The following is a 13,683-nucleotide window of genomic DNA, read 5'->3' as shown; positions in this document are numbered from 1 at the left end:
ATCGCAATTGCCGCAGGACGGCGCGGAATAGTAGCTGTAATCCTGATAATCGAGCTTGTCGTAGTGCGCTTTCAGCCAGTGTGGCTCTTCCATCTCCAGCCAGGCGCGAAACGCCTTGAGACGGAACTCCAGCATCCACTCGGGTTCGTTACGTTTGGCCGAAATGGCACGCACCACATCTTCATTGATGCCGTGTGCCAGTTCGTCGGTTTGCAGCTGGGTGAAGAAGCCTTCTTTATAGTTCAGGCTGCCTTCCCAGGTTTGTACATCCTCAGATGCTTCGCTGTGTCGTGACATATTTCACTTACTCGACGCCAAAGCTTTCACCGCACCCGCAGGCGTGCTGAGCTTTAGGGTTGTTGAATTTAAAAATCTGGTTCAGGCCTTCGCGGACATAATCCAGCTCGGTACCGTCAACAAACGGCATCGCCTGAAGCGGCACAAACAGTTTTGCGCCATATTGCTCGAACTGCAGGTCGTCATCGGCAGGCGCTTTCACCAGGTCCATAACGTACCCAAAACCGGCACAGCCGGACTGTTTCACACCCAGTTTCAGGCCCTTAACTTCCGGGTCCTGTTCCACCAGGCTGAGAATCTGTTTCGCTGCCGACTCGGTCAGCGTGAGCCCTTTCCAGACGAATTCGTCAGGTGAAAAAGACGCTGCATTTACTGATGACATAGTGCTACCTCGTAAGTCTGGGCCTTTTCAGGCTATCCCCCTATGGTAGTGATATCAGATATCACTTCAACCTCTTGTTTTGCAGGGATAATCATCTCGTGCTGTTTTTTACTGCTGCTTTATTAAGCATAGTCCCTTCCCACCAGCTTGTGCGCGCCATTCCCGCGCGCGCCGTCAAAACGTAACCTGTTCATAAGCCGTAAATTTTCCAGTTCGCTTTTTACGTTTATGCTCTGATTGATAGGTTACGCCTTTGCTGAATGTAAAGAGATTGTTATTGCCGATTTTTGTAACAGGCAAAGGAAATCAATAAAATTTCACGGCGGGAATTGCATTCCTGGCGCGGTTTAATATGATAATGATTATCATTAACCTACTTTGGGTGGCGACATGACGCTTTCCGTCTCAGCCTGGTTACAACACAAAATCGACGAATATAAGTTTTCGGTCCGTGATATCACCGTCGACTTCTATCTGGCTCAGGCAAAGCTCAACCGCACCGATTGTTCCATTGAACAACTGCGTCGTTTTAACGATACCTGTCTCGACATGGCCGAAATCTGCCAGCTGAACGGCGACGATCACAGCTACCTGCACGCGATGGGCAAGCTGCACCACCGCTTAGTGCAGGAGATGGGCAATGCCGATCGCGATCGCCTGTTCCGTATTCAGGCTTACCAGCTGGCGCGCCTGTCGCTGACCCGTTTGTGTCATCAACTGGCGCTCAGCGGCGACTGGGACCAGGCGACCCGCCTGCAAAGTGATTTCGTCCGCCACGCAGGCTGGATATTCTAATCCAGCTTTGTGACGGCTCCTACAATTTGTTTACATCAATTCCAGCAAAGCCTGTAGCGGATGGCGCATACCGTTGCCCTCGGCGCGTTTCACCTGGCTGCGGCAGGAGAAGCCGGTCGCCAGACAGCGCTGACGCGGCAGCTTCTGCAGTTGCGGATGCCACGACAGTTCATAAATGCCCAGCGAGTTCGCCAGGTTTTTACTCTCGTGACCATAAGTGCCGGCCATGCCACAGCAGCCCACGTTGATGTTCTCCAGTTTCGCGCCAAAGCGGGCAAAAATAGCCTGCCACTGATTGGGCGTTGACGGCAGCGCCGTGACCTCGGTGCAGTGGGCAAACAGATACCAGGCTTCGCCGCTGGCGATCTGCTCCTCGCGCCCGGCCAGCACGCCGTGCAGCCATTCATGCACCAGCTGCACACTGAACGCGCCGCGCTGCTCGCCCAGCACCTGCTGATATTCGTCGCGATAGCACAATACCGTGGCCGGATCGACACCGACCATCGGCACACCGAGCTGCGCCACCCGGTTGAGGAATTCAGCGGTTTTGCCGGCGGTGCGGGCAAAGCGCTGCAGAAAACCTTTCACGTGCTGCGCTTTCCCGTTAGGAGAGAACGGCAGCAGCACCGGCCGGTAGCCGAGTTTTTCAATCAGCCGGATGAAATCGGTCACCAGCTGCGCTTCGTAATAGCTGGTAAACGGATCCTGCACCACCAGCACGTGCTGTTCGCGCTGAGCCACATCCATCGCCTCCAGTTGCTCAAGCGTGACCCGCATCGCCGGGTGGCCGCTCAGCTGCTGCTTCAGGCTCGGCGAGGAGAGCAGCGGCAGATCCACCATGCCGATGTGGCGCTGGCTGAGGTCGCGCATCCACGGCTGTTTCAGGAAGAAGTTTAACACCCGCGGTGCTTTCGCCATCAGCGGCGCATAGCTTTCAACCGACGCCACCAGATGGTCGCTGACCGGGCGCAGATAGCGGGTGTGATAAAGCTGCAGGAAGCGCGAGCGGAAGTTCGGCACATCGATTTTAATCGGGCACTGGGTCGAGCAGGCTTTACACGCCAGGCAGCCGGACATCGCCTCTTTCACTTCATGCGAGAAGTCATATTCGCCCTGCTTCGCATGCCACGAATTGCGCGTGCGCTGAATCAGACTGCGCAGGCTGGCGCCCTGTGCTGGCAAAGCCTGCTCCAGCTTAAGCGGGTCAACGCCCTGCTCCGCCAGCAGGCGCAGCCACTCACGCGTTAGCGTGGCGCGTCCTTTTGGCGAATGGATACGGTTGCGGGTGATTTTCATCGACGGGCACATCGGGCTGCGCACGTCAAAGTTAAAGCACAGTCCGTTGCCGTTACACTCCATCGCGCCGCGCCAGTCATTGCGTACCGTCAGCGGAATCTGGCGATCCCAGCTGCCGCGCGTGGCGGCATCGACCTGCATCATGGGTTCGTCGTTACCCAGCGGCGTACAGATTTTGCCGGGGTTAAGACGATTATCCGGATCGAACGCCGCTTTGATGCGGCGCAGCTCGTTGAACAGCGTTTCGCCAAAGAACGCCGGACTGTACTGGGCACGGAAGCCTTTGCCGTGCTCGCCCCACAGCAGACCGCCGTAGCGCGCGGTAAGCGCCACCACTTCGTCCGAGATCTGCTTCATCAGCATCTCCTGCTGCGGATCGCACATGTCCAGCGCCGGACGCACGTGCAATACGCCGGCATCCACGTGACCAAACATGCCGTAGCTCAGGCCGTGGCTGTCGAGCAGCGCACGAAAATCCACAATGTAATCCGCCAGATGCTCCGGCGGCACGGCGGTGTCTTCCACGAACGGAATCGGTTTGGCGCGCCCTTTGGCGTTGCCAAGCAGACCTACCGCTTTTTTACGCATGTTATAGATGCGCTCAATGCCCGCCAGATCATCACACAGCTGATAGCCCATCACGCCGCCCTGCTGCTGCGCCATCAGCTCATCCAGCCGCGCGCACAGCGTCGTCACCTGCTGCGTAATCAGCGCCGCATCGTCGCCGGCAAACTCGACAATATTCAGGCCGAGCATCTCTTTGCCTGGCACATCGGTGATCAGCTCGCTGACTGAATGCCAGACAATATCCTCGCGCGCCAGGTTCAGCACTTTCGAATCCACCGTCTCCACCGACAGGGCCTGCGCCTCGACCATAAAAGGCGCATTACGCAGTGCGGAATCGAATGAATCGTACTTAATGTTCACCAGCCGGCGCACTTTGGGAATGGGTGTGATATCCAGCCGGGCTTCGGTGATAAAGGCCAGCGTACCTTCGGCGCCGCACAACAGGCGCGTCAGGTCGAAAGTTTGCAAATCATCACTGAACACATGGCGCAGGTCATAACCGGTAAGGAAGCGGTTCAGTTTGGGGAATTTTGCCAGAATCAGTTCACGCTGCTCGCGGCAGCGGTTAAGCACTTCTTTATAGATGCGCCCTTCAGCGGTCGGCGTTGTGGCCAGCTGTTCCGCCAGCGCGGTGGGCATGGCGCGCGTATCAAGAATTTCGCCGCCCAGCAGCACGGCACGCAGGCCTTCGACGTGATCGGAGGTTTTGCCATACACCAGCGAGCCCTGACCGGAGGCATCGGTATTGATCATGCCGCCCAGCGTGGCGCGGTTACTGGTCGACAGCTCCGGAGAGAAGAAAAAGCCGTACGGCCTGAGCCAGGCGTTAAGCTGGTCCTTCACCACGCCGGCTTCTACCCGCACCCAGCCCTGCTCGGTGTTGATCTCGAGGATGCGGTTCATGTAGCGCGACATGTCGACCACAATGCCCTGATTGAGCGACTGCCCGTTAGTACCGGTGCCGCCGCCGCGCGGGGTAAACACCAGGCTGTTAAAACGCGGCTCACCAGCCAGTCGGGCGATCAGCGCCACGTCCGCCGTTGAACGCGGAAACAGCGCCGCATCCGGCAGGAGCTGATAGATGCTGTTATCGGTGGAGAGCGTAAGGCGGTCGGCATAGCTGGTCGCGGTGTCGCCGGTAAAACCTTGTTCTTTCAGCGACTGCAGGAATGTCAGCACCAGTTGAACGAGGCCTGGCGCCTGAGAAATCTGTGGGATCATTATTTCGTGACCGGGATGTTGTAAACGTTTGCGTGGTTAATTTTTTTCAGCTCTTGGTTGTATCACATTTTTTTGCCGCCCGCTGTTTTTTCAGGAAAACGGCCGCGTCGCGCTGCTTTTTCTGTTTAATTTTCAGGAAATAGATCATCATTGTGAAGGCGCCGCTGAGCGCCCTCCTGAAGGATTACTGAGGTCTGTGTTGTGATGAAAAGCCTGCAACGCGGTGTGGATCTACCGCAAATGTTGTTCTCGCTGATGTTTATTTTGCTGATGATCATTGCCTGTCTGTGGGTGGTGCAGCCGTTCATTCTCGGCTTCGCCTGGGCCAGCATGGTGGTGATTGCCACCTGGCCGCTGATGATTCGTCTGCAGCAACTGCTGTGGGGTCGCCGTTCGCTGGCGGTGATTGCCATGACGATTCTGCTGTTGCTGCTGTTTATTATTCCTATCGCGCTGCTGGTCAGCAGCCTGATTGATAACAGCGCGCCGGTCATCGCCTGGGCGACCCAGCGCCATCTGGTGCTGCCGGATCTCGCCTGGCTGCGCGATATTCCCTATGCCGGACGCAAACTCTATTCCAGCTACCATAAACTGATCGACGGCGGCGGCGCGGCGATCATGAGCCAGGTCCAGCCTTATATTGGCCGCACCACCGGCTTCTTTGTCGCCCAGGCCGGACACTTTGGCCGTTTCATGCTGCACCTTGCCCTGATGCTGCTGTTCAGCGTGCTGCTGTACTGGCGCGGTGAGCAGGTTGGTCTCGGCATCCGGCACTTTGCCTACCGCATGGGCGGACGGCGCGGTGACGCCGCCGTGCTGCTGGCCGGTCAGGCGATCCGCGCCGTGGCGCTCGGCGTGGTGGTGACCGCGCTGGTGCAGGGGGTGCTGGGCGGCATCGGCCTGGCGATTTCCGGCATTCCGTATGCCACGCTGCTGACCGTATTAATGATTCTTACCTGCCTGGTGCAGCTTGGACCGTTGATTGTGCTGGTGCCGGCAATTATCTGGCTCTACTGGAGCGGCGACACCACCTGGGGCACGGTGCTGCTGGTGTGGAGCTGCGTGGTCGGTACGCTGGATAACGTGCTGCGTCCGATGCTGATTCGCATGGGCGCTGATTTACCGATGATTCTGATACTTTCCGGCGTCATCGGCGGGCTGATCGCCTTCGGTATGATTGGACTGTTTATCGGTCCGGTCGTGCTGGCGGTCTCTTACCGGCTGGTTTCGGTGTGGATGCATGAAGCGCCGGCGCCGGATGACGATCCGGAAACGGCCATCGAAGCACTGGCCGAACACGAAGAGCCGCAGCCGTAACGCGCTTCCGGCGCATAACCGGGCGTCCAGCCCGGTTTGCTTATCCGCTTTTCCCTCACATCACCCAACGCGATTTGCATTAGTCAGCCGTGGTTAACACTCATTAATCCGTACCACTTAATTTCGCGGCACAATAATTTTTTCCATTAGTGATTTTTAAGAAAAAACGCACTTTTCAGCGTTTAAGCCCGATCGCACCGATAAAATGATTATTTTTCGCACTGATTCCTGTGCCGGATGGGTCATAAAACGTAATGAAAGATTATCAGCTTTAAACTAATAAGAGGATTCTTAAAGACGCCAGCGGCGGCGGTGAATAACATGTTCACTATGTTTTAAATCAAGCCACTGATTTTTAAACAACCTTTTTCCCCTGAGTAAAGTGAAGAATTGCTGTGTGTAGTCTTTGCCCATCCCCTGTGATGGGCTTTTTTTTGCCTGCAATTCAGCGATAAACAGAGCGGCCCGGCGGCGAACGCCGTCAGCGCTGGGTTTATGGCAATCTTAAGTGATGAAAAGTGGAATGGGATATGGGACAGGTGCCCGACGGTTGCCGGGCACCAGGCAGGTATAACAGATTACGCTTTGGCCGCGTCCAGCTCAGCCAGGCTCAGCCAGGTTTCCACCACGGTATCCGGATTGAGCGACAGGCTGTCGATGCCCTGCTCCATCAGCCAGGCAGCAAAGTCCTGATGATCTGAAGGCCCCTGGCCGCAGATGCCGACGTATTTGCCCTGCTTCTTCGCTGCCTGAATCGACATCGACAGCAATGCCTTCACCGCATCGTTACGCTCATCAAACAGCGCCGACACCACGCCGGAGTCGCGATCCAGCCCCAGCGCCAGCTGCGTCATGTCGTTGGAGCCGATAGAGAAGCCGTCAAAGTGCTGCAGGAACTGTTCTGCCAGCAGCGCGTTGGACGGGATCTCGCACATCATGATCACCTTCAGTCCGTTCTCGCCGCGTTTCAGGCCCTGCTTCGCCAGCTCGGCTACCACGGCTTCGGCCTGATCGACGGTGCGTACAAACGGCACCATGATCTCAACGTTAGTCAGCCCCATCTCGTTGCGCACGCGCTTCACGGCTTCACACTCCAGCGCAAAGCAGTCGCGGAAGCTGTCGGCCACGTAGCGTCCGGCGCCGCGGAAGCCCAGCATCGGATTTTCCTCTTCCGGCTCGTAACGCTCGCCGCCGACCAGGTTGGCATACTCGTTGGTTTTGAAATCCGACAACCGCACGATCACCCGCTTCGGCGCGAAGGCCGCACCCAGCGTGGCGATCCCTTCGGTCAGGCGCGCGATGTAGAACTCCACCGGATCGTCAAAGCCTTTCATCATCTGACCAATCTGCGCCTGCAGTTCCGGCGTCTGCTGATCAAACTCCAGCAGGGCTTTCGGGTGCACGCCAATCATGCGGTTGATGATGAACTCCAGACGCGCCAGACCAACGCCCTCGTTGGGCAGGCAGGCAAAGTCAAACGCGCGATCCGGGTTACCGACGTTCATCATAATTTTCAGCGGCAGATCCGGCATGGTATCAACCTGCGAACTGGTGACTTCAAAGTCCAGAAGATCGTTATACACATAGCCGGTATCGCCTTCAGCGCATGACACCGTGACCTTATGACCGTCCTTCAGGTGCTCAGTGGCGTCACCACAGCCCACCACTGCCGGAATGCCCAGCTCGCGCGCAATGATTGCCGCGTGACAGGTCCGCCCGCCACGGTTGGTGACGATCGCCGACGCCTTCTTCATGATCGGTTCCCAGTCCGGGTCGGTCATGTCGGTGACCAGCACATCGCCTTTTTCGATGCGGTGCATCTCGCTGATGTCGTGAATCACCTTCACTTCACCCGCACCGATGCGATGGCCAATGGCCCGGCCTTCCACCAGCACGCTGCCTTTGCCCTGCAGGCTGTAGCGTTCCATCACCTGTCCGTTGGAACGCACCGTTTCCGGCCGCGCCTGCACGATGAACAGTTTGCCGGTGTGGCCATCTTTGGCCCACTCAATATCCATCGGACGCTTATAGTGCTGCTCAATCAGCACCGCCTGGCGCGCCAGCGCCTGCACTTCGTCATCGGTCAGGCTAAAGCGGTCTCGCTGTTCCTGTTCCACGTCCTCAATGCGCACCTGTTCGCCGTGCTCCTGCGAATCGGCATACACCATGCGGATCTTCTTCGAGCCCAGCGTACGGCGCACAATCGCCGGGCGATTAGCAGCCAGCGTCGGTTTGTGCACGTAAAACTCATCCGGGTTAACCGCGCCCTGCACCACCATTTCGCCAAGACCGAACGCCGAGGTGATGAACACCACCTGGTCGAAGCCGGATTCGGTATCAATGGTGAACATCACGCCGGAGGAGGCGAGATCGGAACGTACCATGCGCTGTACACCGGCCGAGAGCGCCACGCCACGGTGGTCATAGCCCTGATGCACGCGGTATGAAATGGCGCGATCGTTAAACAGCGAGGCGAATACGTGCTTCACTGCCACCAGCACCGCGTCGAAGCCCTGCACGTTAAGGAAAGTTTCCTGCTGGCCGGCAAACGAGGCATCGGGCATATCCTCGGCGGTGGCCGAAGAGCGCACCGCAAAGGAGGCTTCGGCGTCATCAGCAGAAAGTTGTTCATAGGCGCTGCGGATCGCCGCTTCCAGCTCTGGCTGGAAAGGCGTATCCACCACCCATTGACGAATCTGTTTGCCGGCCTGCGCCAGCGCTGCAACATCATCAATATCCGTGTTGTCCAGCAATGCATAAATACGCTGGTTCAGTCCGCTTTGGTCGAGAAACTGATTAAAAGCGTAAGATGTCGTCGCGTAGCCGTTTGGCACGGATACCCCGAGCGACGACAAATTGGTAATCATTTCTCCCAGGGAAGCATTCTTGCCCCCTACCCGATCAACATCATGCATGCCAAGCTGGTTGTACCAGAGCACTAGCGACTGTTGGTCTTGATTGGACATTGAGATTATCCTTTTAAATGATTGGAGCACATGGAACATTTTGCTATTCGCCAAATCAGCCTGGCACAATCAATTAATAAAGACTAAGTGTTGAATCGTTAAAGCAGAAAATCAGCGTTAAAATCGGATTACTCCCCGAAAAGCGCCTTGTTGCGCAACGCAGCTATTTTTTGCCAACCTATTGGCAATGCGATATTTTTCACTTTTTCATGAGGTTAGGCGCGTTTTTTGTTGCGCAACGCTTGCCGTTTTTATTTTGCGCCCGCGCGGGCAAAAGCGAGAAATTAGCGCTGAACAACCCGGCTTTTCATCTATGATGGGTAATCAGCGCAGCGTAAAAATAGATTATTCGCCGGCCAGATATGGATATTTCATTTTACCCTTAGTGAAAATGAAATATTTTAGGCGATAATGTTACGCAAAAGTAAACAAAAGCATGAGGTCAACCATGAGCACTGAACGCAGCGTATTCTATATCTCTGACGGCACCGCCATCACCGCGGAAGTGCTGGGCCACGCGGTGCTGTCACAGTTTCCGGTGAATACCAACAGCGTGACGCTGCCATTCGTGGAGAATGTGCAGCGCGCCCAGGCGGTGAAAGCCCAGATCAATGCGCTCTACCAGCAGAGCGGCGTGCGCCCGCTGGTGTTTTTCTCGATTGTCACACCAGAGGTGCGCGATATCATTCTGGAGAGCGAAGGCTTCTGCCAGGACATCGTGCAGGCGCTGGTGGCACCGCTGCAGAGCGAACTGGGCGTGGCCTCGATGCCGGTGGCGCACCGTACTCACGGCCTGACCGCCAGTAACTTAGGCAAATACGATGCCCGTATCGCCGCGATTGATTACACCCTGGCGCACGATGACGGTATTTCGCTGCGCGGGCTGGAAGATGCGCAGGTGATTCTGCTGGGGGTATCGCGCTGCGGCAAAACACCGACCAGCCTGTATCTGGCGATGCAGTTTGGTGTACGCGCGGCTAACTATCCGTTCATCGCTGATGACATGGATAACCTAAAGCTGCCGCCTGCGCTGCGCGCCCATCAGCACAAGCTGTTTGGCCTGACCATCGATCCGGAACGGCTGGCGGCGATTCGTCAGGAGCGCGCTGAAAATACCCGCTATGCGTCAATGCGTCAGTGCCGGCTGGAGGTCGGTGAAGTGGAAGCGCTGTTCCGCACCCATCAGATTCGCTATCTCAACAGCACCAATTACTCTGTCGAAGAGATCGCCACCAAAATCCTCGACATCATGGGCCTGCGCCGCAGCATGTACTGACCTCACCTGCCAGGTTGTAAAGCCTGGCTGCCGTCAGTAATGAATAGCCTTTTGATTTAGCTGGTTGAATTCACGGGCTAATGGTTTATTGTGATCATCATCACTTCCCGGTATTTCACCGCTGCGAAGAACAGATTTTTGAGAATCCCAATGAACAAAACTGATGAACTGCGCACCGCGCGCATCGGCACGCTGCTGACGCCGGCCGCGCTGGCGCAACAACACCCCATTTCGGCGGCGATTGCCGCTAACGTTACCGCCGCGCGTCAGCGCATCGCGCGCATCCTGACCGGTGAAGATCCACGCCTGCTGGTGATTATCGGCCCCTGCTCGCTGCACGATCCCAAGGCTGCGCTGGAGTACGCAGAGCGTCTCAATCTGCTGCGTGAACAGCACAAGGACCGGCTGGAAATTGTGATGCGCGCCTACTTTGAGAAGCCGCGCACCGTGGTGGGCTGGAAAGGCCTGATTTCCGATCCGGATCTCGATGGCAGCTTCGACGTCAACCGCGGCATCGCTATCGCACGCCAGCTGCTGCTGGATATCAACGCCATCGGCATGCCAACCGCCACGGAATTTCTCGATATGGTGATCGGCCAGTTTATTGCCGACCTGATCAGCTGGGGCGCGATTGGCGCGCGCACCACCGAGAGCCAGATTCACCGTGAAATGGCCTCGGCGCTCTCCTGCCCGGTGGGCTTCAAGAATGGCACCGACGGCAACGTGCAGATCGCGGTTGATGCGATTCGCGCCGCGCGCGTCAGCCATATGTTCCTGTCACCTGACAAAACCGGGCAGATGACGATTTATCAGACCAGCGGCAACCCGCACGGTCACGTGATCCTGCGCGGCGGGCGTCAGCCAAACTACCACGCTGAAGATGTCGCCGCTGCGGCCGCCAACCTGCGCGACTTCAACCTGCCGGAACAGCTGGTGATCGACTTCAGCCATGGCAACTGCCTGAAGCAGCATCGCCGCCAGCGCGATGTGGCGCAGGACGTGGCGGCGCAGATCCGTGCCGGTTCGCGGGCAGTGGCGGGAGTGATGATTGAGAGTTTCCTGCAGGAGGGGAATCAGAAAGTGGTGAGCGGCCAGCCGCTGACCTACGGCCAGTCGATTACCGATCCGTGCCTCGGCTGGGATGACAGCGCGGAGGTGCTGGCGCTGCTGGCGGCTGCCGTGGACAGCCGCTTCTGATGCCTGCTAGCTGGAGCAGCTTACCTCCAGCGTTTTTCCCCACTCCGGCGGCCGCTGGCGCAGTTCCGGGCTGATAGCCGCCTCGTTAAACGGCTGCTGTAGCGCCAGATGTAATCTGGCCAGCGCCGCCGTTTTCCCCTGCTCAACCTCATCGATCACCTGCTGGGCCAGATAGTTGCGCAACACCAGCGCCGGGTTAGCCGCTTTCATGACTGCCTGACGCTGCGCATCGCTGACGCCGTCCTGCAGCAGGCGCTGACGATAGCCGTGATACCAGCGGTCAAAGGCGTCACGGTCGATAAACTCATCGCGCAGCGGTGAACGCGTCTCTGCCTGCTGCGTCTCGCTCAGCAGGCGGAACGTCAGGGTGTAATCGCTGTGCTCTGCCGTCATCAGCGCCAGCAGGTCAGTGAGGATGGCGTTATCCCCCGCATCGGCGGTCAGCAACCCGAGCTTAGCGCGCATTTTTTCGCCCCACACCCGCATCAGCTCGTTCTCGTAATGGCTGAGCGCCTGTTTCAACTGCTCAGTGCTCAGCAAACCGGACAGCGCATGCGCCAGGCGGTTGAGATTCCACAAGCCGATCATCGGCTGGTTGCTGAAGGCGTAGCGCCCCTGATAATCGCTGTGATTACAGATGAAATCCGCATCGTAGTCATCAAGGAAACCGTAAGGCCCGTAATCGAGCGTCAGGCCGAGGATCGACATATTATCGGTGTTCATCACGCCATGCGCGAAGCCGACGCTCTGCCACTGGGCAATCAGGCTGGCGGTGCGTTTGACGATATCGGTAAACCACAACAGGTAGCGATCGGCCTCCTGCTCCAGCTGCGGCCAGTGATGATGAATCGCGTAGTCCGCCAGCTGGCGCACTTTCTCCGGCTCGCCGCCGTAATAGAAATGCTCGAAGTGACCAAAGCGCAGATGGCTGTCGGCGATGCGCATCAGCATCGCGCCGCGCTCGCGGGTTTCACGCTGGACCGGTTCGTCGCCAATGGCCAGCGCCAGCGCGCGCGTGGTCGGGATGCCAAGATGGTGCAGCGCTTCCGAGGCGAGAAACTCGCGCACGCTGGAGCGGATCACCGCGCGGCCATCGCCCATGCGTGAATAGGGGGTCAGGCCCGCGCCTTTCAGATGCCAGTCAAGTTTGCGGCCGTCGGCCAGTTGCTGCTCGCCAAGCAGCAGACCGCGTCCGTCGCCCAGCTGGCCAGCCCACACGCCAAACTGGTGCCCGCTGTAGACCTGCGCCAGCGGCGACATGCCGGGAAGTAACGCTGCGCCATACCACACGCCGTGGCCTTTGCCAGCAAACAGCGCGGCATCCAGGCCCATCTCCTGCGCCAGCGCGGCATTGTGATAACACAGCCGCCCGCCGGCAAGCGGCGTTGGGTCCAGCGCGGTGTAGAATCCCGGCAACGTCTGCTGCCAGCTATTAATAAATTGCATCGACACTCCGGAAGGTGCGCAACGGTGCGCCACCCGCATTGCGTTTAAAGATAAAGCGTAGTCTACCGTCGGGGTGACGGAGAAGACAGATGAAAGGTTACTGCTGTGAAGGCGTGGTGAGCGTGACGTGCGGATAGATGAGATCGCTTAACCGTTCCGCTTTAACCACCGGGAACAGGCTGCCCTGCAGCTGTGCGCCGCTCAGGGAACTGACTTTCTCCAGCAGGGCATTATCGTCAACGCCACAAATAATTATTTGCGGGGCGTAAGCGGAAAAATTATCGATAACAGTCTGAATAAATGGCGTAAATGAGGCACGTTTTGCCAGCGCATGAATAAACGCTTTGTCCATTTTTAACACGCTAAACAGATTTTCGTATACTGCCGTAGCCGGTGCTTTTCCTGCCCCAAATTGAGAAAGCGATAAGCGAAATTCCTGTTGCAGGCGTGCTAACAGCGGCTGCTTTTTACCAGCCGATAATTGCGGAAACGTTTCACTGATATCCAAAACAATAAAGGGAAGTTGTTTAAATTTCCTTAAGAGAAACTCACTGGCCAATAGCGTCGTGGCCATAGATTCATCAATACGAACCAGCGCGATAATTTGATGTAACTCAAAAAAGTCACGGTACTTTTCCAGCAGCACTAACTGGCTCTGCAGCAAACGTAATTGCTGGGCATCGTCAAGCTGCGGCAACAGCAAGTCCTGCGGCAGCGTAATCGGTGCACTGTCGTGAACAAACTGGGTGACCAGCTCAACCGCAGTCAGCTGGCCCGCCAGAGAATAGGCAGGATAAAACCAGGTTTCCGACTGATAGTCGGCAGATAAATGGACTTTCATTTTTTACAGCCAGATGCAGTGGCAATTGGCGCATCGTATATCAATGAAAACGGTCAGGCAATAGGACCAAACGTTAGAAGAG

The 13,683-nt window shown here is 57.1% G+C and carries 9 protein-coding genes, 1 other RNA gene and 1 pseudogene; 5 read left to right on the top strand and 6 right to left on the bottom strand.

Annotated features, from left to right (window positions below; translation table 11 throughout):
• Positions 1-297 (bottom strand): annotated as a pseudogene (locus ERD80_RS04865) (Fe-S cluster assembly protein SufB); the annotation flags it as partial.
• Positions 298-304: 7 nt separating this feature from the next.
• Positions 305-679 carry a Fe-S cluster assembly scaffold SufA gene (sufA, locus tag ERD80_RS04860; RefSeq protein ID WP_010616252.1) on the bottom strand — a complete coding sequence of 125 codons (375 nt, stop codon included), beginning with the start codon at positions 677-679 and terminating at the stop codon, positions 305-307.
• A 390-nt stretch (positions 680-1,069) separates the two neighbouring features.
• Between sufA and ERD80_RS04855 the strand changes: the two genes are divergently transcribed.
• Positions 1,070-1,474 carry a hypothetical protein gene (locus tag ERD80_RS04855; RefSeq protein WP_021506233.1) on the top strand — a complete coding sequence of 135 codons (405 nt, stop codon included), beginning with the start codon at positions 1,070-1,072 and terminating at the stop codon, positions 1,472-1,474.
• 30 nt (positions 1,475-1,504) lie between these two features.
• Here the strand turns inward: ERD80_RS04855 and ERD80_RS04850 are convergent, their stop codons facing one another.
• A complete protein-coding gene (locus ERD80_RS04850; protein ID WP_136545934.1) occupies positions 1,505-4,558 on the bottom strand; it encodes an FAD-binding and (Fe-S)-binding domain-containing protein in 3,054 nt (1,017 codons plus the stop codon).
• Positions 4,559-4,762: 204 nt separating this feature from the next.
• Here ERD80_RS04850 and ydiK point away from each other — a divergent pair, with 204 nt between their 5' ends.
• Positions 4,763-5,875, top strand: a complete 1,113-nt coding sequence (gene ydiK / locus ERD80_RS04845) for an AI-2E family transporter YdiK (RefSeq protein WP_021506235.1) — start codon at positions 4,763-4,765, stop codon at positions 5,873-5,875.
• A 330-nt stretch (positions 5,876-6,205) separates the two neighbouring features.
• Positions 6,206-6,313, top strand: an RNA gene (rprA, locus tag ERD80_RS04840) — antisense sRNA RprA.
• Positions 6,314-6,453: 140 nt separating this feature from the next.
• Here rprA and ppsA read toward each other — a convergent pair.
• Complete coding sequence (gene ppsA / locus ERD80_RS04835) at positions 6,454-8,841, bottom strand: phosphoenolpyruvate synthase (protein WP_031279179.1); 2,388 nt, start codon at positions 8,839-8,841, stop codon at positions 6,454-6,456.
• Between the two features lie 448 nt (positions 8,842-9,289).
• Between ppsA and ERD80_RS04830 the strand changes: the two genes are divergently transcribed.
• Positions 9,290-10,117, top strand: a complete 828-nt coding sequence (locus ERD80_RS04830) for a pyruvate, water dikinase regulatory protein (protein WP_021506237.1) — start codon at positions 9,290-9,292, stop codon at positions 10,115-10,117.
• A 150-nt stretch (positions 10,118-10,267) separates the two neighbouring features.
• The gene (locus ERD80_RS04825) at positions 10,268-11,314 is read left to right on the top strand and encodes a 3-deoxy-7-phosphoheptulonate synthase (protein ID WP_021506238.1); all 1,047 of its coding nucleotides are present in this window, start codon (positions 10,268-10,270) and stop codon (positions 11,312-11,314) included.
• A gap of 6 nt (positions 11,315-11,320) precedes the next feature.
• Here the strand turns inward: ERD80_RS04825 and ERD80_RS04820 are convergent, their stop codons facing one another.
• Together ERD80_RS04820 and ERD80_RS04815 are read right to left on the bottom strand one after the other, a co-directional pair.
• On the bottom strand, positions 11,321-12,760 hold the full coding sequence (locus tag ERD80_RS04820; RefSeq protein ID WP_136545932.1) for a protein adenylyltransferase SelO: 1,440 nt from the start codon (positions 12,758-12,760) through the stop codon (positions 11,321-11,323).
• Between the two features lie 97 nt (positions 12,761-12,857).
• A complete protein-coding gene (locus ERD80_RS04815; RefSeq protein WP_021506240.1) occupies positions 12,858-13,601 on the bottom strand; it encodes an EAL domain-containing protein in 744 nt (247 codons plus the stop codon).
• Positions 13,602-13,683 lie beyond the last annotated feature (82 nt).

Source organism: Pantoea sp. R102 (assembly GCF_004916815.1).
In the GTDB taxonomy this organism is placed as follows: Bacteria; Pseudomonadota; Gammaproteobacteria; order Enterobacterales; family Enterobacteriaceae; genus Pantoea; species Pantoea dispersa.
Note: the sequence above shows the minus strand (reverse complement) of the source record. Positions and strands in the feature narration are given on the sequence as shown.

What these genes read in the sequence shown, in the direction of transcription:
- ERD80_RS04850 (WP_136545934.1), bottom strand. Translation starts at nt 4,558, where the DNA reads ATGATCCCACAGATTTCTCAGGCGCCAGGCCTCGTTCAACTGGTGCTG.
- ERD80_RS04815 (WP_021506240.1), bottom strand. Translation starts at nt 13,601, where the DNA reads ATGAAAGTCCATTTATCTGCCGACTATCAGTCGGAAACCTGGTTTTAT.
- ERD80_RS04825 (WP_021506238.1), top strand. Translation starts at nt 10,268, where the DNA reads ATGAACAAAACTGATGAACTGCGCACCGCGCGCATCGGCACGCTGCTG.
- ERD80_RS04820 (WP_136545932.1), bottom strand. Translation starts at nt 12,760, where the DNA reads ATGCAATTTATTAATAGCTGGCAGCAGACGTTGCCGGGATTCTACACC.
- sufA (WP_010616252.1), bottom strand. Translation starts at nt 679, where the DNA reads ATGTCATCAGTAAATGCAGCGTCTTTTTCACCTGACGAATTCGTCTGG.
- ERD80_RS04830 (WP_021506237.1), top strand. Translation starts at nt 9,290, where the DNA reads ATGAGCACTGAACGCAGCGTATTCTATATCTCTGACGGCACCGCCATC.
- ppsA (WP_031279179.1), bottom strand. Translation starts at nt 8,841, where the DNA reads ATGTCCAATCAAGACCAACAGTCGCTAGTGCTCTGGTACAACCAGCTT.
- ydiK (WP_021506235.1), top strand. Translation starts at nt 4,763, where the DNA reads ATGAAAAGCCTGCAACGCGGTGTGGATCTACCGCAAATGTTGTTCTCG.
- ERD80_RS04855 (WP_021506233.1), top strand. Translation starts at nt 1,070, where the DNA reads ATGACGCTTTCCGTCTCAGCCTGGTTACAACACAAAATCGACGAATAT.